19 protein-coding genes are annotated in these 21,291 nt (G+C 67.3%); 4 read left to right on the forward strand and 15 right to left on the reverse strand.

Annotated features, from left to right (window positions below):
- Window positions 1-56: 56 nt before the first annotated feature.
- From AC07O0_RS02415 to AC07O0_RS02440, 6 genes are all read right to left on the reverse strand, one after another.
- Window positions 57-803 carry a F0F1 ATP synthase subunit A gene (locus AC07O0_RS02415; protein ID WP_494619715.1) on the reverse strand — a complete coding sequence of 249 codons (747 nt, stop codon included), beginning with the start codon at window positions 801-803 and terminating at the stop codon, window positions 57-59.
- A 48-nt stretch (window positions 804-851) separates the two neighbouring features.
- Entirely contained in the window at window positions 852-1,226 is a 375-nt protein-coding gene (locus AC07O0_RS02420) for an AtpZ/AtpI family protein (protein ID WP_494619716.1), read from the reverse strand.
- A gap of 307 nt (window positions 1,227-1,533) precedes the next feature.
- The gene (locus AC07O0_RS02425; protein WP_494619718.1) at window positions 1,534-4,989 is read right to left on the reverse strand and encodes a chromosome segregation SMC family protein; all 3,456 of its coding nucleotides are present in this window, start codon (window positions 4,987-4,989) and stop codon (window positions 1,534-1,536) included.
- A gap of 165 nt (window positions 4,990-5,154) precedes the next feature.
- Complete coding sequence (locus AC07O0_RS02430) at window positions 5,155-5,775, reverse strand: DsbA family protein (RefSeq protein WP_110488443.1); 621 nt, start codon at window positions 5,773-5,775, stop codon at window positions 5,155-5,157.
- 83 nt (window positions 5,776-5,858) lie between these two features.
- Window positions 5,859-6,356 carry a DUF721 domain-containing protein gene (locus AC07O0_RS02435; protein ID WP_494619720.1) on the reverse strand — a complete coding sequence of 166 codons (498 nt, stop codon included), beginning with the start codon at window positions 6,354-6,356 and terminating at the stop codon, window positions 5,859-5,861.
- 51 nt (window positions 6,357-6,407) lie between these two features.
- Window positions 6,408-7,100, reverse strand: coding sequence for a DUF4336 domain-containing protein (locus tag AC07O0_RS02440; RefSeq protein ID WP_494620646.1), 693 nt, complete (start codon window positions 7,098-7,100; stop codon window positions 6,408-6,410).
- Between the two features lie 174 nt (window positions 7,101-7,274).
- Here AC07O0_RS02440 and mutY point away from each other — a divergent pair, with 174 nt between their 5' ends.
- Window positions 7,275-8,345: an A/G-specific adenine glycosylase gene (gene mutY / locus AC07O0_RS02445; protein ID WP_494619722.1), complete on the forward strand. Its 1,071-nt coding sequence runs from the start codon at window positions 7,275-7,277 to the stop codon at window positions 8,343-8,345.
- 31 nt (window positions 8,346-8,376) lie between these two features.
- The gene (locus tag AC07O0_RS02450) at window positions 8,377-8,628 is read left to right on the forward strand and encodes a GDCCVxC domain-containing (seleno)protein (protein WP_494619724.1); all 252 of its coding nucleotides are present in this window, start codon (window positions 8,377-8,379) and stop codon (window positions 8,626-8,628) included.
- 16 nt (window positions 8,629-8,644) lie between these two features.
- Here the strand turns inward: AC07O0_RS02450 and AC07O0_RS02455 are convergent, their stop codons facing one another.
- From AC07O0_RS02455 to AC07O0_RS02470, 4 genes are all read right to left on the reverse strand, one after another.
- Window positions 8,645-9,847, reverse strand: coding sequence for a site-specific DNA-methyltransferase (locus AC07O0_RS02455; RefSeq protein ID WP_494620648.1), 1,203 nt, complete (start codon window positions 9,845-9,847; stop codon window positions 8,645-8,647).
- Window positions 9,848-10,155: 308 nt separating this feature from the next.
- A complete protein-coding gene (gene rnhB, locus AC07O0_RS02460) occupies window positions 10,156-10,773 on the reverse strand; it encodes a ribonuclease HII (protein WP_494619726.1) in 618 nt (205 codons plus the stop codon).
- A 60-nt stretch (window positions 10,774-10,833) separates the two neighbouring features.
- The gene (locus AC07O0_RS02465) at window positions 10,834-11,727 is read right to left on the reverse strand and encodes an alpha/beta fold hydrolase (RefSeq protein WP_494619728.1); all 894 of its coding nucleotides are present in this window, start codon (window positions 11,725-11,727) and stop codon (window positions 10,834-10,836) included.
- A 71-nt stretch (window positions 11,728-11,798) separates the two neighbouring features.
- Window positions 11,799-12,986: a PA0069 family radical SAM protein gene (locus AC07O0_RS02470; RefSeq protein WP_494619730.1), complete on the reverse strand. Its 1,188-nt coding sequence runs from the start codon at window positions 12,984-12,986 to the stop codon at window positions 11,799-11,801.
- A 116-nt stretch (window positions 12,987-13,102) separates the two neighbouring features.
- Between AC07O0_RS02470 and AC07O0_RS02475 the strand changes: the two genes are divergently transcribed.
- Window positions 13,103-13,591, forward strand: coding sequence for a hypothetical protein (locus tag AC07O0_RS02475; RefSeq protein ID WP_494619732.1), 489 nt, complete (start codon window positions 13,103-13,105; stop codon window positions 13,589-13,591).
- Between the two features lie 3 nt (window positions 13,592-13,594).
- On the opposite strand, the gene ypfJ is transcribed toward AC07O0_RS02475, so the two are convergent.
- The 5 genes from ypfJ to AC07O0_RS02500 all read right to left on the reverse strand — a co-directional run bounded on the left by ypfJ (window position 13,595) and on the right by AC07O0_RS02500 (window position 19,309).
- Window positions 13,595-14,485, reverse strand: a complete 891-nt coding sequence (gene ypfJ, locus AC07O0_RS02480; RefSeq protein ID WP_494619734.1) for a KPN_02809 family neutral zinc metallopeptidase — start codon at window positions 14,483-14,485, stop codon at window positions 13,595-13,597.
- Between the two features lie 118 nt (window positions 14,486-14,603).
- Entirely contained in the window at window positions 14,604-15,863 is a 1,260-nt protein-coding gene (locus AC07O0_RS02485; RefSeq protein WP_494619736.1) for a M20/M25/M40 family metallo-hydrolase, read from the reverse strand.
- A gap of 57 nt (window positions 15,864-15,920) precedes the next feature.
- Window positions 15,921-16,925 carry a cytochrome d ubiquinol oxidase subunit II gene (cydB, locus tag AC07O0_RS02490; RefSeq protein WP_494619738.1) on the reverse strand — a complete coding sequence of 335 codons (1,005 nt, stop codon included), beginning with the start codon at window positions 16,923-16,925 and terminating at the stop codon, window positions 15,921-15,923.
- 12 nt (window positions 16,926-16,937) lie between these two features.
- Window positions 16,938-18,368, reverse strand: coding sequence for a cytochrome ubiquinol oxidase subunit I (locus AC07O0_RS02495; RefSeq protein WP_494619739.1), 1,431 nt, complete (start codon window positions 18,366-18,368; stop codon window positions 16,938-16,940).
- A gap of 140 nt (window positions 18,369-18,508) precedes the next feature.
- Window positions 18,509-19,309: a uracil-DNA glycosylase gene (locus tag AC07O0_RS02500; RefSeq protein ID WP_494619741.1), complete on the reverse strand. Its 801-nt coding sequence runs from the start codon at window positions 19,307-19,309 to the stop codon at window positions 18,509-18,511.
- A gap of 176 nt (window positions 19,310-19,485) precedes the next feature.
- Here AC07O0_RS02500 and AC07O0_RS02505 point away from each other — a divergent pair, with 176 nt between their 5' ends.
- Window positions 19,486-21,165 carry an electron transfer flavoprotein-ubiquinone oxidoreductase gene (locus tag AC07O0_RS02505; RefSeq protein ID WP_494619743.1) on the forward strand — a complete coding sequence of 560 codons (1,680 nt, stop codon included), beginning with the start codon at window positions 19,486-19,488 and terminating at the stop codon, window positions 21,163-21,165.
- Window positions 21,166-21,291 lie beyond the last annotated feature (126 nt).

Raw genomic sequence — 21,291 nt, forward strand, 5'->3', positions numbered from 1 at the left:
GCTCCTTAGGGGGATAGTTGTGACAGTCGAGGGGTGAACTTTAAGATCAGGGCCGCTCAGTGACCCGGATGCAGGGCGTCGTGCAGATAGATGCAGGTCAGCACGGCGAAGACATAGGCCTGCAGCACCGCGACCAGGAACTCGAGCGCGATGATCGCGATGGTGAGCAGGAGCGGCAGCGGCGACAGGATGATCCAGCCGCCGGCGAAGACCAGCGTCGCCACGAAGCCGGCGAAGATCTTCAGCGCGATGTGGCCGGCGAGCAGGTTGGCGAAGAGGCGGACCGACAGGCTGATCGGGCGCGAGACGAACGAGATCACCTCGATCGGCACCAGGATGATCAGCATCAGCGGATGCACGCCGCTCGGCACGAACAGGCCGAAGAAATGCGCGCCATGCTTGGCGATGCCGTAGATGATGACGGTGAGGATCACGATCGCGGCGAGCGCGGCGGTGACGACCAGATGGCTGGTCACGGTGAAGGAGCCGGGAATCATGCCGAGCAGGTTGCAGACCAGCACGAACATGAAGAGCGAGAACACCAGCGGCACGAACTTCATGCCGTCATGACCGGCGGAGTCCTTTACCGTACTGGCGACGAACTCGTAGCCCATCTCCGCCAGCGCCTGCAGCCGGCCGGGAACCAGCGAGCGGTTGCGCGTGCCATAGACGAAGAGCAGCGCGATGACGGCGACGGCGGCGACCATGAACAGAGCGGAATTGGTGAAAGCGATCTCGCTCGCGCCGATCTTGCCGAGCGACACGATCGGCTTGATCTCGAATTGTTCGATCGGACTAGCCATCTCTCGCCCTTGTTCCTGCCATAAGACGGCCCCTTTCGGAGCCGTGCCTCAGTTCTGCGCGCCCGACTTATCGCCAGTGCGCGATTTCATCAAGCCCGCTGCGCGCACGACGTTCATCACGCCAGCGCCGAAGCCGAGCATCAGCAGGACGATCATCCCGAAGGGCGCCGTCCCGAACCACTTGTCGACGGCCCAGCCGAGCGCACCACCGACGATGATGCCGGCAACGAATTCGGTGGACAGCCGCATCGCCTGGCCAATTCCGCCGGAATTGGCTGGGGCGCTGTCGCGCCGGATTTCGGCTTCCGTCTGATTGGTCGCACGCTTCAGGCCCGCATCGAGGGATTTGAGCCGGCTTTCCAGGCTCACATCCTTGTCTGCAGGCCGTTGCGGACCCGAACCTTTGTCGTCCTGGCCCGTCATCGCCGCTTGACCGTCGTCATGACACGACCCTTCCGTGCTCGGCCCCGAAAGAACCGGACAATACCGGAATTGTCGCTGATTTGCGCTGCCTGAGCCGGCTGATCCGTTGCCGGATCACCTTGGCGGGCGCTCATCGGATTGCCGATCGCTCCGTGCGATGAAAAAGCCCCCGCCGCCCGGAAAAATCGGGCGCACCATATTGACGGGGTCATATGGTGTCAAGCCACGCTTGGGGCGATTAATGCCTTGAAAAATAAAATGATTTTAGAATGGCTCGAGACGATTCTTGTGCCTCGCGGCAATAATGTCAGACCGCTTCGCGGATGCGCTCGGCGGTGGCGAGGTCGACCGAGACCATCTGGCTGACCCCGCGCTCGGCCATGGTGACGCCGAACAGCCGGTCCATGCGCGCCATGGTGATCGGGTTGTGGGTGATCAGGATGAAACGCGTCGAGGTGTTGCGCGCCATCTCCTCGAGCAGATCGCAGTAACGCTCGACATTGGCGTCATCGAGCGGCGCATCGACCTCGTCGAGCACGCAGATCGGCGAAGGGTTGGTCAGGAACACCGCGAAGATCAGCGCGGTCGCGGTCAGCGCCTGCTCGCCGCCCGAGAGCAAGGTCATCACCTGCGGCTTTTTGCCCGGGGGGCGGGCGATGATTTCGAGCCCGGCTTCGAGCGGATCTTCCGAATCGACCAGCGTGAGCTCGGCCGTGCCGCCGCCGAACAGCACTCCGAACAGATGCTGGAAATGGCCGTTGACGATCTCGAATGCGGCAAGAAGCCGCTCCCTGCCTTCGCGATTGAGCGCTCCGATCGCCTGGCGCAGGCGCCGGATCGCCTCGGTCAGGTCGTCGCGCTCGGTCGCGAGGCCGCTGCGCTTGCCCTGGACTTCGGTCAATTCGTCGTCGGCGCGCAGGTTGACCGCTCCCAGCCGCTCACGCTCGGCCTTGAGCCCGCCGAGCCGGCGCTCGACATCCTCCGCATCCGGCGGCGTATCCCCCACCTTGAGTCCGGCGAGCTGGTGCAGGCCTGCGACCTCGGTCTCCAGCCCGTCGACGATCTGGCGCACGACGTCGGCGAGGCGCTGGCGTGCCGCTTCCAGCCTGGCTTCGGCGCTGGCCCGGCCTTCACGTGCAGCCGACAGCCCTTCGAGCGCGGCGCGCGCCTGCCGGTCGGCCTCCGCCTGCGCCACCTCGCCGGCGGCGAGCCTGTCGGCGGCGGCGCGCCGGTTGCCCTCGGCGGTTTCGATCTCGGCCAGGAGCCGGCGACGCTCGACCAGGAAAGTGTCGGGCGCCTCCAGCAGCGCCTTGTGCTCGCCCGCCGTCGTTTCGATTCGCCGGCGCGTATCGGCGGCACTCTGCTCGCTCGCCGCGGCCCGCTCGCGCCAGGCGCGCAGCTCCTGGGCGATCGCCTCGCGCCTGCGGCTGCGCAATTCGGCCTCACGCCCTTGCGTCTGCACTCGCGCCCGCGCTTCGGAGGCCGCCGCACGCTGCTCGCCCAGCTCGGCCCGGGCGGCGAGCAGGGCGCTCTCCAGCTCGGGCGCCGGCGCGAGACCGGCGACATCCTGATTCGCGGTTTCGGCCTGCGCCTGCGCATCGGCGATGTTCTGGCCGAGCCGGCCGATCGCTTCGGTCAGGGCCGAGCGGCGGGCGGCGGTCTCGCCGGCCTTGCGCTCGGCCTGGGCCAATCGCTCGCGCGCCTGGTCGAGATTGCGCCTGGCTTCGCGGGCCGTCTCCAGCGCCTTCGTCTCAGCCTGTGCGGCGGTTTTTGTGCGCTCGCTCGCCTGGTCGAGCTCGTCGCGCGCCGCTTCGGACGCCTCGCGCGCTCCTTGCGCTTCCCGTTCGAGATCGCCGAGCCGGTTCTTCTCGGCGAGCCGGCGGGCGGCGGGCGAGGGCGCCTCGGCCGCACTGGTAAAGCCGTCCCAGCGCCAGATATCGCCCTCGCGGGAAACCAGCCGCTGGCCCGGCAGCAGCTTTGGCCGCAAAGCTGGGCCATCCCCTCGCGCAACGACGCCGATCTGGCGCAGGCGCCGCCCGAGCGCCGCCGGCCCGCGTACATGCCTGGCAAGCGGCTCGACACCGTCCGGAAGGGCAGGGTCGCTCTCGCCGCTGCCGCTCTCGGACCAATGCGCCGGTGCGGCCGGATCGGCGGAGGCGTCGAGATCGTCGCCGAGCGCCGCGCCCAGCGCGGTCTCGTAGCCCTTGGCGGCAGCGATCGAGTCGAGGATCGCCGGCCAGCGCCCACCCGATGCGGGAGCGAGCAGCTTCTGCAAGGTGCGGACTTCGGTTTCGAGACGCTGCGCCTTGCGATCGGCTTCCGCGACCGGCCCGCGCAATCGCGCTTCGTCCTCGCGGGCGGCGGCGAGGGCGCTGCGTGCTGCGCCAGTGGCGGCATCCGCGCCTTGCATCGCCGCTTCAGCCGTCGCGACCGTGCTGCGCAGTCCGTCGAGCGAGGCGGCGGTGCCGTCGGCATCGAGCGCTGCCTGGTCGCGCTGCAGCCGCTCGCGCTCTGCCGCGTGGCGAGCCTCGCGCTCCTTGGCCTCGCGTAGAGCCCGTTCGAGCGCACCGCGTCGCGCGGCCAGCTCGGATAGCCTTGCCTGCACCGCGGCGTGCTCGGCTTCCGCTGCCCCCAGCGCCTTCTCGGCCTCGGCGAGCTCGGTTGCCGCGGCCTTGCTGCCGCCAGCCGCAGCTTCGGCCTCCAGCCGCAGGCTCTCATCCTCGGCTGTCAATCGCGACAGGTTCTCGCTCGCATCCTTGCCGAGGCTGTCCTGCCGGGCGAGGTCGCCCTGCAGTTCGGTGAGCCGCTTGGCCAGTTCCTCGGTGCGCTGCTTGGTGCGCCGGTTCTCGGCCTCGATCTCGTCGAGGCCGCGCTTCAACCTGACGAGGGCAGCGGCTGCGGCCGCTTCGCTCTCGCGCAGCTCCGGCAAAGCATGTGCCGCGATCGCCTGCAGCCGTGCCGCCTCGGCCTGCACGCCGGTCCTGTCGGCGACCTCGCGAACCGCCGCTTCGAGGGCGCGCTCGGCCACCGCCTCCTGGGTCCGCGCCTCGCGATGGGCGATCAGCGCCAGCACCGCCTCGGCCCTGCGGATATCGGAGGCGAGGTTGCGATAGCGTGTCGCCTGGCGCGCCTGGCGTTGCAAGGCCTCGACCTGCCCGTCGATCTCGGCGAGCACGTCTTCCAGCCGGTTGAGATTGTCCTCGGCGCCCTTGAGGCGCAGCTCCGCCTCGTGCCGGCGGCTGTGCAGCCCGGCGATGCCGGCGGCGTCTTCGAGGATGCGCCGGCGCGATTGCGGCTTGGCCGAGATGATCTCGCTGATCTGGCCCTGGCGCACCAGCGCCGGCGAGCGGGCACCGGTCGCGGCGTCGGCGAACAGGAGCTGCACGTCGCGGGCGCGCACTTCCTTGCCGTTGATCCGGTAGGTCGAGCCTTCTTCACGTTCGATCCGGCGCGTGACCTCCAGCACCTCGGCGTCGTTGAAGGCGGCGGGCGCCTTGCGGTCGCTGTTGTCGAGGGTGAGCGCGACTTCGGCCATGTTGCGGGCCGGGCGCTCGGACGAGCCGCCGAAGATGACGTCGTCCATGCCCGAGCCGCGCATGTTCTTGAACGAGCTTTCGCCCATCACCCAGCGCAGGGCTTCGACGAGATTGGACTTGCCGCAGCCGTTCGGCCCGACGACGCCGGTCAGTCCCGGCTCGATCTGGAACTCGGTCGGTTCGACGAAGGTCTTGAAGCCGGCAAGCTTGAGGCGCGTCAGCTGCATCGACGCCTCACTCCTTCTCCCCTCGGGGGAGAAGGTGGCAGCGCGAAGCGCTGACGGATGAGGGAAGGATAGCCGGAGCCTACCTCGCTCTCACCCGGTCGCACCGCCCTCATCCGTCTGCTTTGCAGACACCTTCTCCCCCGAGGGGAGAAGGACACGCGCGCGTCAGCTGCCGAGCAGCGGCTCGAGGATCTTGTCGAATTCGGCGAGGCTGAGTGCACCGGAGCGCTTCTGCCCGTTGATGAAGAAGGTCGGGGTGGAGTCCACGCCAGCCTTGGCCCCACCTTCCTTAACCTGCGTGACAGCGTCGTAAATGTCCTGACGTTTCAGGCAGGCCTCGAAAGATTCCTGTGTGAAACCGGCCTGCTTGACCAGGTTCGAGAGCGCATCGACCGGCTTTTCGGTGAAGGCCCAGTTGCGCTGCTGCGCGAACAGCAGGTCGGTCAGCGGGTAGTATTTGTCGGTGCCGTTGCAGCGCGCCAGCATGAAGCCGGCCGTGGCGAGCGGATCGAGCGGGAACTCGCGCAGCACGAAGCGCACCTTGCCGGTGTCGATGTACTTGGCCTTCAGCGCCGGCCAGGTGTCCTTGTGGAACGTGGCGCAGTGGCTGCAGGTCAGCGAGGCGTATTCGATGATCGAGACCTTGGCATCGGGGCTGCCGAGCCAGACGTCGCCGAGCGGGTTGGCGACGCCGGGAAGGGTCTGGGCCGAGGCGCCCTGGCTGGCGAGAAGCGGCGAGAGGGCCAAGGCGGCGGAGCCGATCAACACCTGGCGGCGGCTGGTCATGAGACAATCCCTGATGGTGTGTTAGTCGCTGCGGACCATAGTCGCCATCAGGATTGTGGCAAGATCGGTTCGCCGCTTCCCGCTCACGAAGCCGTGTCGTCGGCTGCGGCCTGGCGCCGCTGCGCGATGCCGCGCCCGAGCCGCGCCAGCGCCTCGCGCAACTCGATACTCTCGACGCCTGCGACCTGCGCCTCGATCCGCGCCAATACGGCCGGATCTGGCGGCGGAGCCGGCTTCGGCGCGGGCGGCGGCGCGACTGGCCCCTGCTTCAGCACCAGCTTGCCGACGGCGCGCCAGCCGAGATGGCTGTTGACCCGCTCCAGCACCAGCGGGCCGAGCTGCTGCATCTCCAGGGCAAAGGCGCCCTCGACGCGCACCACCAGCGTCGCGGGATCGGAGAGTTCGCCCGGTGCGCCGCGTCGCCGCGGCCAGTCGATCTTGAGCGGCCGCGTGCGCTGCGCCAGCCGCTCGCCGACGATCTCCGGCCAGAAGGCGACGACCGAGCGCCCCGCAAATCCCTGCGCCGCGAGCGCGGGTGCGAGGCAGTCGTCGATCAGTTCGGCGAGGGGTTTTGCGGGCATGGGCTATTTTGCGACGGCAGGTAGCAGGGGCGCAAGCTGCGCCTTCGGCGATCAGCCTGTCAGCCAGCGAAAAGCCCGCTTCAGGAACGCGTGGCCATCTGTCCGGACCGGAGTTCCGTGCGCCATCAGCACTTTCTCGGCCGGCCATGACAGCAGCCGTTCGGCCGCGGCTCGCGCGGCCTTCCTGTCGGTGAAGGCGAGACGGAACTTCCGGGGCACCGAGGGTTCCGCGGCGAGCATCAGATCCCATTTGGCGATGAGCGCGCGCCAGCCGCTGAACCAGCGCGGCGGGAACTGCTGCAACAGGTCGGTGAACAGGACCGTGCCGCTCTTCGCATGGAAGAACACAACTTCGGTCGTGATTGCATTTCCCGCCATGACGACATGGGCGATCTCGCTCGTCCAGGGCAGGATCGCCTCATCGGTGACCTCGACATCGAAAACGAGATCCCGTCGCTTCTGCTGCAATCCGGGCGCGGCATAGAGGCGGGCTTCGGGATAGGCTTCCTTCCAGCTCGCAATGAAGAGGTCGTGCAGGGAGTTGGGCGCGACGAGATGGCGGACGGGGCCGAGCGATGCGAGCTCCGTCTTGAGCTCCTCGTTCAGCGCGACCGGCGACCAGACGAACAGCTCTCCATCAGCAAGGCGGATCACGGCCATGCGCGTCGGGTAGTTGAACCCGAGCGCCGCCGTCACCTGCGGTCCGCTCGCGATCCAGATTTCGGGACCGAACTCTTCCAGCACAGCCGTCACGACAGCACCGCCTCACCCTGCTTTGCAAAAACTCCTGCCGATTGCGAACATTTGTGTGACGGCTCCCGCGCCAGGCAACGGCTTTGTGGTCATAGTGTCCCTGCATGCATCGCAGTGACCTCTGGTGCCTTTGCCTGTCCTGCCCGACGCATTACACCGGATATCATGGACGCTTCTGCTCCCCAGCCCCGCGCTGCCGATCTCCTCGCCTGGTATGACCGCCACCGCCGCGTCCTGCCCTGGCGGGCGCTGCCGGGCGAGCGCACTGATCCTTACCGCGTATGGGTCTCCGAGATCATGCTGCAGCAGACCACGATCGCGGCGGTGAAGCCCTATTTCGAGCGCTTCATGGCGCGCTTCCCGAGCGTCGAGGCGCTCGCCGCAGCGCCGTCCGAAAGCGTCATGCAGGCCTGGGCCGGCCTTGGCTATTACTCCCGTGCCCGCAATCTCCATGCCTGCGCCAAGGCGGTCGCGGATCAGCATGACGGCCGCTTTCCCGACACGGAGGAGGGCCTGCGGGCACTGCCCGGTATCGGCGTCTACACGTCGGGAGCCATCGCGGCGATCGCCTTCGACCGGCCGGCGGTCGCGGTCGACGGCAATGTCGAGCGGGTGATCACTCGGCTCTTCGCCATCGAGGACGAGATGCCCGGCGCCAAGCCGCTGATCCGCGAGCGGGTGCTGGCGCTGCTGCCGCATGGCCGGCCCGGCGATTTCGCGCAGGCGCTGATGGACCTCGGCGCGACGATCTGCACGCCGCGCTCGCCGGCCTGCGGGCTCTGCCCCTGGCGCGAGCCCTGCCAGGCGCGCATCCAAGGCACGCAGGAGAGCTTTCCGCGCAAGGCGGCGAAGAAGACCGGCAAGACCCGCTACGGCGCGGCTTTCGTGGCGATGCGCGAGGATGGCGCCGTGCTGGTCCGCACCCGGCCGGCCAAGGGGCTGCTCGGCGGCATGGTCGAGGTGCCCGGCAGCGACTGGCGGGCGGATTACGAGCTGGACGATGCCCTGCGCGATCAGCCGGTCTCAGCGCGCTGGCGCCGGCTGATGCTGCCGGTCCGGCATGTCTTCACGCATTTCCCGCTGGAACTGACGGTCTTCGCCGGCCGCGTCCCGCTGGAGACGGCGGCGCCGGAGGGCATGCGCTTCACGCCGTTCAACCGGTTGAAGGAGGAGGCGTTTCCGAACGTCTTCCTGAAGGCGCTGGAAGCAGGGCTGGAAGAGTTGCAGCGTCGCTGACAAGGCGACATCCTGTCTTGCGGAGGCAGCTATGACCACGATGTCAATGACGCAGCCGGAGCTTCGCAGCGAGATCAGCTGCCCGGAGTGCGGCCACCGCAAGGTCGAGACGATGCCGGTCGACGCCTGCCAGTTCTTCTACCAATGCGAGGGCTGCGACAGCGTGCTGCGGCCGAAGGCCGGCGATTGCTGCGTGTTCTGCTCTTACGGCTCGGTGCCGTGCCCGCCGATCCAGCTCGAGCGCCGGACCGGCAGTGGGAGTAGCTGCTGCCGCACTGGCTGATCTCTGAAACGGCGGCCTAGGCCGCCGCGAGCTGCGCCCGGATTTCGCCGCGCAGGACATCGAGCAGCATGGCTTTGCCCTCGCGCTCGACATGCCAGAAGGTCCAGCCATTGCAGGCCGGCAATCCTTGCGCCAGCGCGCCGACCTTGTGGATCGAGCCGACAGCCGGGCCAAGCACCAGCGTGCCGTCGGCACGGATGGTGGCGCTGTGGCGGCGCTTCTCGTCGAAGACGCGCTCCCCCGCCTTGACCAGCCCGGCCTCGACCAGGCTGAGGAAGGGCACACGCGGCTCGCTGCGCTTCGATGGGGCGGTGGAGAAAGCTTCCGGCGGCAGCGGCTGCACCGCGGCGATGCGCTCGCGCGCCGCCTTGGCATAGACCTGCTCACGTTCGATGCCGATGAAATGGCGGCCGAGCGCCTTGGCGACGGCGCCGGTCGTGCCGGTGCCGAAGAAGGGATCGAGCACGACGTCGCCGGGATTGCTGGCCGAGAGCAGCACGCGGGCCAGCAGCGATTCGGGCTTCTGGGTCGGGTGGACCTTGGCGCCCTTCTCGTCCTTCAGGCGCTCATCGCCGGTGCACAGCGGCAGATACCAGTCCGAGCGCATCTGCAGGTCGTCATTGCCGCCCTTCAGGGCCTCATAGTGGAAGGTGTATTTGGACGCTTCGCCGCGGGCCGCCCAGATCAGCGTCTCATGCGCATTGGTGAACCGTCGGCCGCGGAAATTCGGCATCGGATTGGCTTTGCGCCAGACGATGTCGTTCAACATCCAGAAGCCGAGATCCTGCAGGATCGAGCCGACGCGGAAGATGTTGTGATAGGAGCCGATCACCCAGAGGGCGCCGTCCGGCTTCAGCGCCCGGCGACAGGCCGAGAGCCAGGCGCGGGTGAAGGCGTCGTAGTCGGCGAAGGAGGCGAACTTGTCCCAGTCGTCGTCGACGGCATCGACGAGACTGTCGTCCGGCCGGCGCAGATCGCCGCCGAGCTGGAGATTATAGGGCGGATCGGCGAAGACGAGGTCGACGCTCCCCGGGGGCAGAGCCTCGATCGCGGCTACGCAATCGCCGACGATCACCTGGTCGAGCGGCAGCTCGCGAGGCAGGATCTCAGAGTGGAGAAGGCTCTTGGCCTTCATCCGGGCCCCCAGCGCGGGCCGTCCGGTACGCGAAACCTGAATCCGGACGGGAGCGCTGGCGGTCCCGGTACGCGAGGTACTCATGACGCCAAGACCGTTACGCAACTTCAACAGTCGCGATCCTGGCCGGTCAGGGTAAAGGTCGGGTTTCCGGGTTGAAAAAAATGCGTCCCATTCTGGGGCTGCAGTTTTTGCCTAGCCTATTGAATATGTTTGGAAATTCGTAACGGAAGTTAAGGAAGCGTAAGCGGCGTAACCCTGCCGTTGGGAGAGGCGTCATGCTCGGGCTCGACCCGAGCACCTCAGGCCGAAAGAGCCTCTGATGAATGCCTTCTCGTCCTGATATTCTCGGGTCTGCGCTTCGCTCCGCCCGAGAATGACGAGCCTGTTCGTCAGCCCACCCGCGCCCAGACGCCCTTGATCGGCGCGAAGGAATAGCGGTGCGCGGGGCAGGGGCCATGCGTCTTCAGCGCGGCACGGTGCGCGGGTGTTCCGTAGCCAGCATGGCTGGCGAAGCCATAGGCCGGATAGGTCAGCGAAAGCCGCGCCATCATCCGGTCACGCATCACCTTGGCGACGATCGAGGCCGCGGCGATCGAGGCGATCAACCCGTCGCCGCCGATGATCGACTCGCAACCGCAGGCCAGCGCCGGCGGATCATTGCCGTCGACCAATACGAGATCGGGCGAGAGCGGCAGCGCTCCCACCGCTCGCCGCATGGACAGCAGGGTCGCCTGCCGGATGTTGATCGTGTCGATCTCGGTGGCAGAGGCGCTGCCGACGCCGACCGCCAATGCGCTGGCGAGGATCAGGACGCAGAGCTCTTCGCGGCGCTGGGCGGTGAGCTCCTTCGAGTCGGCGAGCCCGTCCGGGATCGCCAGGGGATCGAGGATGACCGCGGCCGCGACGACCGGGCCGGCGAGCGGCCCGCGCCCGACCTCGTCCACGCCGGCGACGCGGGCGCGCCCGGCAATCATCGCGGCCTGTTCGCGGCTGAAATCGGCGGTCATGGCCCCGCTATGCCAGATGATGGCGCGAAGGTCTGCCGTCGCCTGCATCACATCCACAGTTCAGCCTCGATGCCGGAAGAATGCGCGCAAGGCTTCCGCTGTCGCCATCGGGTGCTCCTCCGGGAAGAAATGCCCGCCGGCAACGGCGCCGCCCTCGACGCGATCGGCCCAGCGGCGCCAGATCGCGAGCGGTCCGCCAGCGTCTTCATACCATTTTGCCAGAGCGCCCTCCGCACTCCACAAAGCGAGCACGGGGCAGGCGATGCGCCGCCCGTTCCGCTGGTCCTCGGCCTCGTGCTCGCGGTCGATCCCGGCGGCCGCCCGATACTCCTCGCAGATCGCATGGACATGGTCCGGATCGCTGAGAGCCGCGATATAGGCCTCGCGCGCGGCGGATGAGAAGGTCGAGGCCGGCGTGCCCCAGCCCGCGAGCGCATTATCGATGATCGCATCCGGTGCCGCCGTGAGCAGCCGCTCCGGCAATGGCGCGGGTTGGGCGAGCAGCGCCCATGGCCAGAAGCCGAGCGCGAAGCGGGCATCGGCACGATCCCAGGCCTCGGCCGTCGGCACGATATCGAGCACGGCGAGTTTCGCGATCCGCTCGGGATGGTCGAGCGCCATGCGATAGGCGACGCGACCACCGCGATCGTGCCCAGCCACGCAGAAGCGGCGAAAGCCCAATTTCTCCATGACTGCGACCATGTCGGCGGCGAGGGTACGCTTGCTGTAGGGGGTGTGGTCGGCGGTCGAGGGCGGGCAGGAGCTCGCGCCATAGCCGCGCAGATCGGCGCAGATGACGGTGAACTCCTCCGCCAGCAGTGGCGCGATGTCCCGCCACATCAGATGCGTCTGCGGGAAACCGTGCAGCAGCAAGAGTGGCGGGCCGGAGCCCGCTCTGCGCAGGAAGATTGCTGCCTCGCCCGTTTCGATCACCTCGCTGCTGACATCGTCCATAACGGCCTCCGCTCCATAGGCGGAAACGCATGGCGATCCGATCGGTGCCGCGAGGCGCCGGGCTGGAGCGCTCAAAACAGGCTGAGCTGCGCCTTCTCTTTCTCCGGCTTGACGAAGAGATCGGTGCGCAGGCGCAGCCGCGCACTGTTGAAGCCGAGCCGCTCGGCCGCCATCTCGAAGCGCCGGCCGATCATCCAGGCATAGGGGCCGGAGCCGACCTGGCGCTGGCCCCAGGCGGCGTCGTAATCCTTGCCGCCGCGGGTCGAGCGGATCAGCGAGACGACATGGCGCATCTTGTCGGGATGATGCGTCACCAGCCAGTCCTGGACGATATCCTTCACCTCGAGCGGCAGGCGCAGCAGCACGTAACCGGCCTCGCGCGCACCCGCGGCCTTGGCGGCATCCAGGATGCGCTCGATCTCGTGCTCGTTGATCGCCGGCACGATCGGCGCGACCAGTACCGTCACCGGGATGCCGGCCTCCGAGAGCTTGCGGATCGTCTCGATGCGCTTGGCGGGCGCGGCGGCGCGGGGCTCCATGTTGCGGGAAAGCTTGGGATCGAGCGTCGTCACCGAGAGCGCGACCTTGACCAGCCCCTTCGCCGCCATCGGCGCGAGGATGTCGATGTCGCGCTGCACCAGCGCCGATTTGGTGACGATGCCGACCGGGTGGTTGAACTTCGCCAGCACCTCGAGAATCCCGCGCATGATCCGGAGCTTCTTCTCGATCGGCTGGTAGGCGTCGGTATTGGTGCCGATCGCGATGGTGCGCGGCTGGTAGCTCGGGGACGAGAGCTCCTTCTCCAGCAGCAGCGCCGCATCGGGCTTGGCGGTCAGCTTGCTCTCGAAGTCGAGCCCGGGCGAGAGGCCGAGATAGGCATGGCTCGGCCGCGCGAAGCAATAGACGCAGCCGTGCTCGCAGCCGCGATAGGGGTTGATCGAGCGATCGAACGAAATATCCGGGGAGTCATTGCGTGTAATGATCGTCCGCGGCTTTTCGACCGAGACCTCGGTCTTGAACGGCGGCAATTCGCCGAGCGAGCCCCAGCCGTCATCCTCGCTGATGCGCTGCTCGGCTTCATAGCGGCCGCCGGGATTGATCGTCGCGCCGCGTCCGCGCCGTCGCTCCGGGTCGATCTGGCTGCCGACATGGGCGAGCGGATCGACCGGCGCGAGCCGCACCGGAGCGGACACCGTGCCCGGCTCGCTGTCGCGGCGCTTGAGCGGTTGCGTCCTGGCTGAGGGCCTGGCCTGCAGCATGGTTTCGTCTCCCGGCGGAATCGGTGGTTCCGAGACCAAGGAATGTGAACATAAAGGGAACAAAAGGCAAGTGACAGGATTGCGACATGTTGCACTGCGTCATAAGCTGGGTGCCCATGATCACCGCCGTCATCCGGGCCAATCGTGACGCCGAGGCGCTTGCCGCGACCTTGTCCGTGCTGATTCCGGCTGTCGCCAAGGGCGTGATCGGCCATGCCGTGGTGATCGACGATGGCGACGATGCCGCGATCGCCCGCCTCGCCGACGAGACTGGCGCCAGCTATGTCAGGGTGAAGAACGGCGAGGCCTGGTCGTCCGGGGTCGCAGAGGCGCGCGGCGACTGGGTGATCCTGCTCGAGGCCGGCGATCTGCCGGAGCCAGCGTGGACGCCGAGCATCGAGCGGCATCTGCTGACGGCAGCGGCAAGGCCGGCTCTGATGCCGCTGCGCGGCATGGCCGCGGCCTTGCGCGAATGGGGCGCGGTTTCGCTGCGCTCCCGCGGCGTCAGGGCGGGGCTGCTCGCGCCGAAGAAGCAGATCCTCTCCGGCCGGCTGGCACGCGCGCCGCGCCGGCTCACGGTCCGCCGCGAGCGCGCCGTGCTCTGAAACTCAGAGCTGGTTGGTGCGGAAGGTGTCGCAGCTCTGCATCGAGCCGGATTTGAAGCCGGTGTTGAACCAGCGCGTGCGCTGCGCCGACGAGCCGTGGGTGAAGGAATCCGGCACGACGACGCCGCGGCCCTGCTGCTGCAATTTGTCGTCGCCGATCGCCGAGGCGGAGCGCAGCGCCTCGTCGATGTCGCCGGGCTCGATCCGATCCATTGCCTGGATGTTGTGGGCCCAGACACCGGCGAAGCAGTCGGCCTGCAATTCGACGCGCACAGAAAGCTGGTTCGATTCGCGCTCGGAAACCCGCTGACGCAATTCGTTCACCTTCGGCAGGATGCCGAGCAGATTCTGGATGTGGTGGCCGACCTCGTGGCCGACGACATAGGCATAGGCGAAATCGCCACCGCCGCCGAGCTTGCGCTGCATCTCGTTGAAGAAGGAGAGGTCGAGATAGACCCGCTGGTCGTTGGGGCAATAGAACGGCCCCATCGCCGCCTGCGCCGTGCCGCAGCCCGAGCGGTCGACGCCGCTGAACAGCACCAGCTTCGGCGGCACGTATTTGCGGTTGGCCTGCTGCGGCAGCACCTTGCCCCAGATGTCCTCGTTCTGCGCCAGCACGGCCGAAACGAACTTGCCCATCTCGTCCTGCGGCGGACCTGCCGATTTGCGCTGCTCCTGCGTCGGCGGGCTGCGGCCGCCGATGCCGCCGATCAATTCGGCGCCGCCGATCAGGAGGCGCGGGTCGATGCCGAGCGCCCAGCCGAGCAGGCCGAGCACGACCATGGTGCCGATGCCGATGCCGCCGCGCCCGCCCGGAAGCCCGGCGAATTCACCACCGCCCCCGCCGCGCCGGTCCTCGAGATTCTCGGACTGGCGATAATCTTCCCAACGCATGCGCGAGCCCTTGTTGCAGCGCCGCCAATGTCGGCGAGGACGCGGCGGAACTCAAGCCGTGCTGTTTGCCCGGTGAGTGACCGAGCAGCCAAGCATCGCTCGCTGCGAGAGGGATGCGCTATTTGCCCTGGCCGCGCGATACGTCGGTGATCATGCGGGCCAGCAAATAGAGCCGGGGCGTGATCGAATCGAGCGCGACGTATTCGTTCTGGTTCGAATGGGCGCCGAATCCCCTGAGGCCGAAGCCCTCGATCACCGGTGCCTTGGTCTCGAGCGCGGCATAGGCGGCGTCGGTCCCACCTCCGGTCGCCGTCTCGATCACGGCCAAGGGCCGGTCGAGCTCGCTGAAAACCCGCTTGGCATGGGCGCCGAGCACCTTGGCGGATTCCGTCGGCGCCAGCGGCGGGCGGCCACGCGTCAGCGTCGCCTCGACGACGGTGTCGGGGATGAGCTTGTTCTGGATGCGCTCCTTCACGGCCGACTCGATCAGGTCGAAATCGGCCATGCGCAGCGCCCTGACATCCGCCTGCGCCTTCGCATCGGCCGGGATTGCGTTGCTGACCGAGCCGGCGGAGGCGATCGTCCAGTTCAGCTTGAGGCCCATCTCGGGCTTGGACAGGTCGCGCATCTGCAGGATCTGATGGGAGAGCTCATAGAGCGCGTTGCGGCCCAGCTCCGGGGAGCTGCCGGCATGCGAGGCCCGGCCGGTGACCTTGAGCTGGACCGAGGCGATGCCGCTGGTGGCTAGGCGCAGCGCGTCCTGACCGATCGGAGAGCCCTCGCAGGAGAATACCGCGTCCTGGTCGGCGGCGATCCTGGTGATCAGCGCCTTGGAGCCGGGCGAGCCGATCTCCTCGTCGCCATTGATGAGCACGGTGAGCGTGCCGTAATCCCTGGCCGCGATCTTGTTGAGCAGCGCAACGGTGTGGAGGATCAGGGCGACGCCGTGCTTGTCGTCTGCGATGCCGAGGCCATAGGCCTTGTCGCCGTCGATCCGGAAAGGCTGCTGGGCGAGCATGCCCTTGGTGTAGACCGTGTCCATATGCGCCAGGAGCAGCACCTTCTTGCTGCCAGTGCCCTTGAAGCGGGCGAGCACGGTCTTGCCGGGAGATTTCGACGCGTCCGCCGATTCCACGACCTCGACCTCGCCGCCCTGCGCCTTCAGGCGTTCGGCGATGAGGGCAGCGATCGTCGCGAGCCCTTCGGCATCGCGTGATCCGGATTCGATTGAGACCAGGGCCTTGAGCGTGTCGAGATAGGCGGGTTTCTCGGCCTCAGCCGCGTCGAGCACCGGCTTCTGTGGCGCCGCAAAGGCTGGGATCGCGCCCAGCATCAAAATTCCCGCCGCCGCGCGACGCAACATCCCGATCCTGCTCATAGCTTCCTCCCGCTTCGGCTTCCTCCGCCTCATCCTATGCGGCGGGGACAAGGTGCCTCAATGGTAGCCAGCATCGGCTTTCACCTTGCCGCGGAAGGTCCAGTACACGAAGGCCGTGTAGAACAGGATCATCGGCAAGAGGAAGGTCACGCCGATCAGCACGAAGACATGCGAGGACGGCGCCGCTGCCGTGTCCCAGATCGTCAGCCCCGGCGGCACGAGATAGGGATAGTTCGAGATCGCGAGGCCAAGGAAGCAGAGCAGGAAGATCGCGATGGTGAAGGCGAAGGGCGTGAACTCGTGCGCCCCATGCAGCCGCTTCCAGGCCATGTAGCCGCAGAAGGCGGTCAGCACCGGGAAGGGCCAGAGCAGCATCAGGTTCGCGGGGGTGAACCAGCGCTCGGCGATGCGCGGATGCGCATAGGGCGTCCATAGCGAGACCAGCACCGCGAAGGCGAGCAGGCCGAGGAGCAGCGTCTTGGCCTGCCGGCGGGCCCGCTCGGCCACCGGTCCTTCGGTCTTGTAGACCAGCCAGGTGGCGCCGAGCGTGGCGTAGCCGATGACGACGCCGACGCCGCACATCAGTGTGAACGGGGTCAGCCAGTCGAAGGGCCCGCCGGCGAACTGCTTGTCGACGACCTTCACGCCTTGGAGCAGGCCGCCGAGGATCAGCCCCTGCGCGAAGGCGGCTACCGTCGAGCCAGCCCAGAAGGCAAAGTCCCAGATCCTGTGATGGGGCTTTGCCACCCAGCGGAATTCGAAGGCGACGCCGCGGAAGATCAGCGCCAGCAGCATCAGGATCACCGGGATGTAGAAGGCCGGCATGATGATGGCATAGGCATAGGGGAAGGCGACCCAGAGGCCGCCGCCGCCGAGCACCAGCCAGGTCTCGTTGCCGTCCCAGAACGGCGCGACCGAGTTCATCATCTGGTCGCGCTCGCTTTCGTCCCTGGTCGTCGGGAACAGGATGGCGATGCCGAGGTCGAAACCGTCGAGCACGACATAGAGCATCACGGCGGTGCCGATCAGCCCGGCCCAGATCACGGGGAGATACCATTCCATCTTAGGTTCTCCTCAGCTCGCCGGCTGGATCTTGTCGTCGCCGGGATGGCCGTCGCCGAAGATGGCGGAGGCCGGCGCCTGCGCCGCCTTGAGCGGCCGCTTCGAGGGCTGCTCGGGCGGGTCCTCATGGCTGATCTCGTCCGGCCCCTTGTCGATCAGGCGGTTGATCAGCGCGATGCCGGCGGCGAAGACGACGCAGTAGACGAAGACGAACAGCGCCAGCGAGATCGCGACCTCCAGCGTCGTCACCGGCGAGACCGCATCCTTCGAGCGCAGCACGCCGGTGGCGAGCCAGGGCTGGCGGCCGACCTCGGTGACGAACCAGCCGGAGAGGATGGCGATGAAGCCGGCCGGCCAGCTGTACTGCGCGAGCCAGAGCCAGCCGCGCGCTTCGAACACGGTGCCGCGCTTCCAGAGCCAGGCGCCGACCCAGCCGAAGATGATCATCAGCGTGCCGATACCGACCATGATGCGGAAGGCGAAGAACGGGATGAGCACCGGCGGCCGGTCCTCGACCTTGAAATCCCTGAGGCTCGGGAAGAGCGCATCCATGCTGCCATGGGTGAGCAGGCTGGCGATGCCGGGGATCGCGATCTCGAAGCGGTTGAGCTCGGCCTTCTCGTCCGGCCAGGCGAAGAGCACGAGCGCGCCGGGCTTGGACGAATCCCAGTGCGCCTCGATCGCGGCGAGCTTGGCCGGCTGGTAGATCGCGGTCTGCTTGCCGTGGAAGTCGCCGATCACGGCCTGGAGCGGCGCGGTCAGTGCGATCATCAGGATCGCCATGCGCACCATCGTCCTGGCCGATTCGGTGCGGTGCCCGGCGAGCAGGTGCCGCGCGCCGGTCGCCAGCACGACGAAGGCGGTGGTGAGATAGGCCGCCGTCATCATATGCGCGAAGCGCAAGGGGAAGGTCGGGTTGAAGACGATCTTCAGCCAGTCGACCGGATAGGCGATGCCGTCGCGGACCTCGTGCCCGGCCGGATACTGCATCCAGCTATTGGCGGAGAGGATCCAGAAGCCGGAAAGGGCGGTGCCGCCGGCGACGATCACGGCCGAGAGGAAATGCAGCCAGGGTGGCACCCGTTTCCAGCCGAACAGCATCACGCCGAGGAAGGAGGCTTCGAGGAAGAAGGCGGTCAGCACCTCGTAGCCGATCAGCGGGCCGATGACGTTGCCGACCGCGACCGAGAATCGGCTCCAGTTGGTGCCGAACTGGTAGGAGAGGACGATGCCCGAGACCACGCCCATGGCGAAGGACACCGCGAAGATCTTGGTCCAGAACCGGGCGAGCAGATGGAACTTCTGGTCGCCGGTCTTCAGCCACAGGCCGAGCAGTGTCGCGATATAGGCCGAGAGGCCGATCGTGAAGGCCGGGAAGACGATGTGGAAGGAAACCGTGAAGGCGAACTGGATGCGTGACAGCAGAAAGGCGTCGATTTCCATCGCATCGCTCCGGCGTGCCGGCCACGAATGTCATGGCCGAATGACCCTGCTGGTTGCAGGGTCTACTTTGCACTCGGAATAATCAAGCCAACCTGGCAGGGCAGCCGTCGGTGGTGACGCAGTGGCATCGCGCCGCTGCGTCAAAGCGCGTCGAGAGCAGCCTTGAGCGCGCGCAGGTCGCGCCAGGCCAGGCGCTTCTGCAGCGGCTGGCGCAAGAGATAGGCCGGGTGCAGCGTCGCGATCGCCCGGATCATGCGCCTGCCCGTGTCATATTCCATCCAGCGCCCCCGCGAGGCCAGGATGCCGGAGACCCCGAGCAGCCCCTGGGCCGAGGGGCCGCCGATGCAGACCAGGATGTCGGGGTCGGCGAGCTCGATCTGGCGCTGGATGAAGGGCAGGCAGATCGCGACCTCCTGCGGCGTCGGCGTGCGGTTGCCGGGCGGGCGCCAGGGCAGGAGATTGGCGATGTAGACATGCTCCTGCCGGTTGAGGCCGATCGCGGCCAGCATCCGGTCGAGCAGTTGTCCCGAGCGGCCGACGAAGGGCAGGCCGATCCGGTCCTCGTCGGCGCCCGGCGCCTCGCCGACGAACATCACCTTTCCCGCCGGATTGCCGTCGGAGAAGACCAGGTTCTTGGCGGTCGTCTTGAGCGGGCAACCCTCGAAGCTCGCGAGTGCCGTCTTGAGCTCATCCAGCGTCGCCGCCTCGCGTGCCAGCGCCCGGGCGGACAGCGCCGCTTCGTCGGGCGGGGTTGCCGCAGCCACAGCGACAGGACGCCGCGCCGCCTGCTGAGGCGCCGTGAGGGGGCGTGCGACAGGCTGTCGCGCCGGCTCTGCTGCAGCAGCGAAATGGTCGTGCGGTGTCTCGTCGAGCGCTTCTGTTACGCCCATTTCGGCGTACCAGGCGATCAGTTCGGCTGCGGAGACGGCGTCGAGCGACATGGCGGGAGAATAGAGCGGCGCTCGGAACGAAGCGAGCCCTTCGCTGTTGCAAAATGAACGGGAGCCCCGGATAGAGGAATTCCAATCAGCCTTGCGGCAGCGCTTGGCGGGTTGATCAAGATAGTTCATATATAAACTATCTAACGAGACATAGCCGGCGCGGGGTGGAGGGCAGCATGGATCTGAAGGAAGCGCAGAGCACGCCGCGCGAGAGCATGGACTATGACGTCGTCATCGTCGGCGCCGGTCCCGCCGGGCTCGCTGCCGCGATCCGGCTGAAGCAGCTCGACGAGGCCATTTCGGTCGTCGTCGTCGAGAAGGGCTCCGAGGTCGGCGCGCACATCCTCTCCGGTGCGGTCATCGATCCGATCGGCCTCGACAAGCTCCTGCCCGACTGGCGCGAGGACGATGCCCGTCCGCTGCACACGCAGGTCAGCGAGGACGTCTTCTATGTCCTCGGCCCGGCCGGCGGAGCGCGCCTGCCCAACTTCGCCATGCCGAAGCTGATGAACAATCACGGCAACTTCGTCGGCTCGCTGGGTCTGGTGGCAAAGTATCTCGCGGCGCGGGCCGAGGCGCTCGGCGTCGAGATCTATCCTGGCTTCGCCGCTGCCGAGCTGCTCTACAACGAGGACGGCTCGGTCGCCGGTATCGCCACCGGCGACATGGGCATCGCCAAGGACGGCACCGTCTCCGACCGCTTTACTCGCGGCATGGAGCTGCGCGGCCGCTATACCCTGCTCGGCGAGGGCGCGCGCGGCTCGCTCTCCAAGATCGCGATCAGGCGCTTTGCCCTCGACGAGGGTCGCGAGCCGCAGAAATACGGCATCGGCCTCAAGGAGATCTGGCAGGTCAAGCCGGAGAAGTTCAGGAAGGGGCTGGTGCAGCACTCCTTCGGCTGGCCGCTCGACATGTCGACCGGCGGTGGCTCCTTCCTCTACCATTTCGACGACAATCTGGTTTCGGTCGGCTTCGTCGTCCACCTCAACTACACGAACCCGACGCTCTCGCCCTTCGACGAGTTCCAGCGCTTCAAGACCCACCCGATGATCCGCGACGTCTTCGAGGGCGCCAAGCGCCTCTCCTATGGCTCGCGCGCCATCACCGAGGGCGGTTGGCAGTCGGTGCCGAAGCTGACCTTCCCGGGTGGGGCGCTGATCGGCTGCGCCGCCGGCTTCGTCAACGTGCCGCGCATCAAGGGCAGTCACAACGCCATCCTGTCGGGCATGCTGGCGGCCGAGCATCTCGTCCCGGCGCTGGCGGCGGGCCGCTCCCATGACATGGTCGACGGCATCGAGGAGAGCTGGCGCGCCTCCGAGATCGGCCGCGACCTCAAGCTGGTGCGCAACGTCAAGCCGCTCTGGTCGAAGCTCGGCACGATCGGCGGCGTCATGCTCGGCGGCATCGACATGTGGCTGAACCAGCTCTTCGGCTGGTCGCCCTTCGGCACGCTGAAGCATGGCAAGCCCGACCATGCCACGCTGAAGCCGATCGGCATGGTCACGCCGATCGTCTACCCCAAGCCCGACGGCAAGATTTCCTTCGACAAGCTCTCCTCGGTCTTCCTCTCGGCGACCAATCACGAGGAGGACCAGCCGGCGCATCTGAAGCTGACCGACCCCAATGTGCCGGTGCTGCAGAACCTGCCGATCTATGGCGAGCCGGCGCGGCTCTACTGCCCGGCAGGGGTCTACGAGGTCGTCTATGCCGATCCTGAGAAGCAGAGCCTGCCGCGCTTCGTGATCAACGCGCAGAACTGCGTGCACTGCAAGACCTGCGACATCAAGGACCCGGCCCAGAACATCACCTGGACGGTGCCGGAAGGGGCGGGCGGGCCGAACTACTCGAACATGTGATAGTCTTCGAGCCGATTATCCAAGATTAAGGCCGCGCTGGATGCACCCGGCGCGGCCTTGGTCTTTCAAGCCGGAAGAGACGGCGAATCAGCCCTTGCGGACGACAGGAGCGGGCTTCTCCGGCTC

Source organism: Allobosea sp. GW821-FHT10B12, assembly GCF_059415545.1.

Excerpts from the sequence above, each read along its gene's own strand:
- AC07O0_RS02415 (WP_494619715.1), bottom strand. The coding sequence starts at position 803 with ATGGCTAGTCCGATCGAACAATTCGAGATCAAGCCGATCGTGTCGCTC.
- AC07O0_RS02420 (WP_494619716.1), bottom strand. The coding sequence starts at position 1,226 with ATGACGGGCCAGGACGACAAAGGTTCGGGTCCGCAACGGCCTGCAGAC.
- AC07O0_RS02425 (WP_494619718.1), bottom strand. The coding sequence starts at position 4,989 with ATGCAGCTGACGCGCCTCAAGCTTGCCGGCTTCAAGACCTTCGTCGAA.
- AC07O0_RS02430 (WP_110488443.1), bottom strand. The coding sequence starts at position 5,775 with ATGACCAGCCGCCGCCAGGTGTTGATCGGCTCCGCCGCCTTGGCCCTC.
- AC07O0_RS02435 (WP_494619720.1), bottom strand. The coding sequence starts at position 6,356 with ATGCCCGCAAAACCCCTCGCCGAACTGATCGACGACTGCCTCGCACCC.
- mutY (WP_494619722.1), top strand. The coding sequence starts at position 7,275 with ATGGACGCTTCTGCTCCCCAGCCCCGCGCTGCCGATCTCCTCGCCTGG.
- AC07O0_RS02450 (WP_494619724.1), top strand. The coding sequence starts at position 8,377 with ATGACCACGATGTCAATGACGCAGCCGGAGCTTCGCAGCGAGATCAGC.
- AC07O0_RS02455 (WP_494620648.1), bottom strand. The coding sequence starts at position 9,847 with ATGAGTACCTCGCGTACCGGGACCGCCAGCGCTCCCGTCCGGATTCAG.
- rnhB (WP_494619726.1), bottom strand. The coding sequence starts at position 10,773 with ATGACCGCCGATTTCAGCCGCGAACAGGCCGCGATGATTGCCGGGCGC.
- AC07O0_RS02465 (WP_494619728.1), bottom strand. The coding sequence starts at position 11,727 with ATGGACGATGTCAGCAGCGAGGTGATCGAAACGGGCGAGGCAGCAATC.
- AC07O0_RS02470 (WP_494619730.1), bottom strand. The coding sequence starts at position 12,986 with ATGCTGCAGGCCAGGCCCTCAGCCAGGACGCAACCGCTCAAGCGCCGC.
- AC07O0_RS02475 (WP_494619732.1), top strand. The coding sequence starts at position 13,103 with ATGATCACCGCCGTCATCCGGGCCAATCGTGACGCCGAGGCGCTTGCC.
- ypfJ (WP_494619734.1), bottom strand. The coding sequence starts at position 14,485 with ATGCGTTGGGAAGATTATCGCCAGTCCGAGAATCTCGAGGACCGGCGC.
- AC07O0_RS02485 (WP_494619736.1), bottom strand. The coding sequence starts at position 15,863 with ATGAGCAGGATCGGGATGTTGCGTCGCGCGGCGGCGGGAATTTTGATG.
- cydB (WP_494619738.1), bottom strand. The coding sequence starts at position 16,925 with ATGGAATGGTATCTCCCCGTGATCTGGGCCGGGCTGATCGGCACCGCC.
- AC07O0_RS02495 (WP_494619739.1), bottom strand. The coding sequence starts at position 18,368 with ATGGAAATCGACGCCTTTCTGCTGTCACGCATCCAGTTCGCCTTCACG.
- AC07O0_RS02500 (WP_494619741.1), bottom strand. The coding sequence starts at position 19,309 with ATGTCGCTCGACGCCGTCTCCGCAGCCGAACTGATCGCCTGGTACGCC.
- AC07O0_RS02505 (WP_494619743.1), top strand. The coding sequence starts at position 19,486 with ATGGATCTGAAGGAAGCGCAGAGCACGCCGCGCGAGAGCATGGACTAT.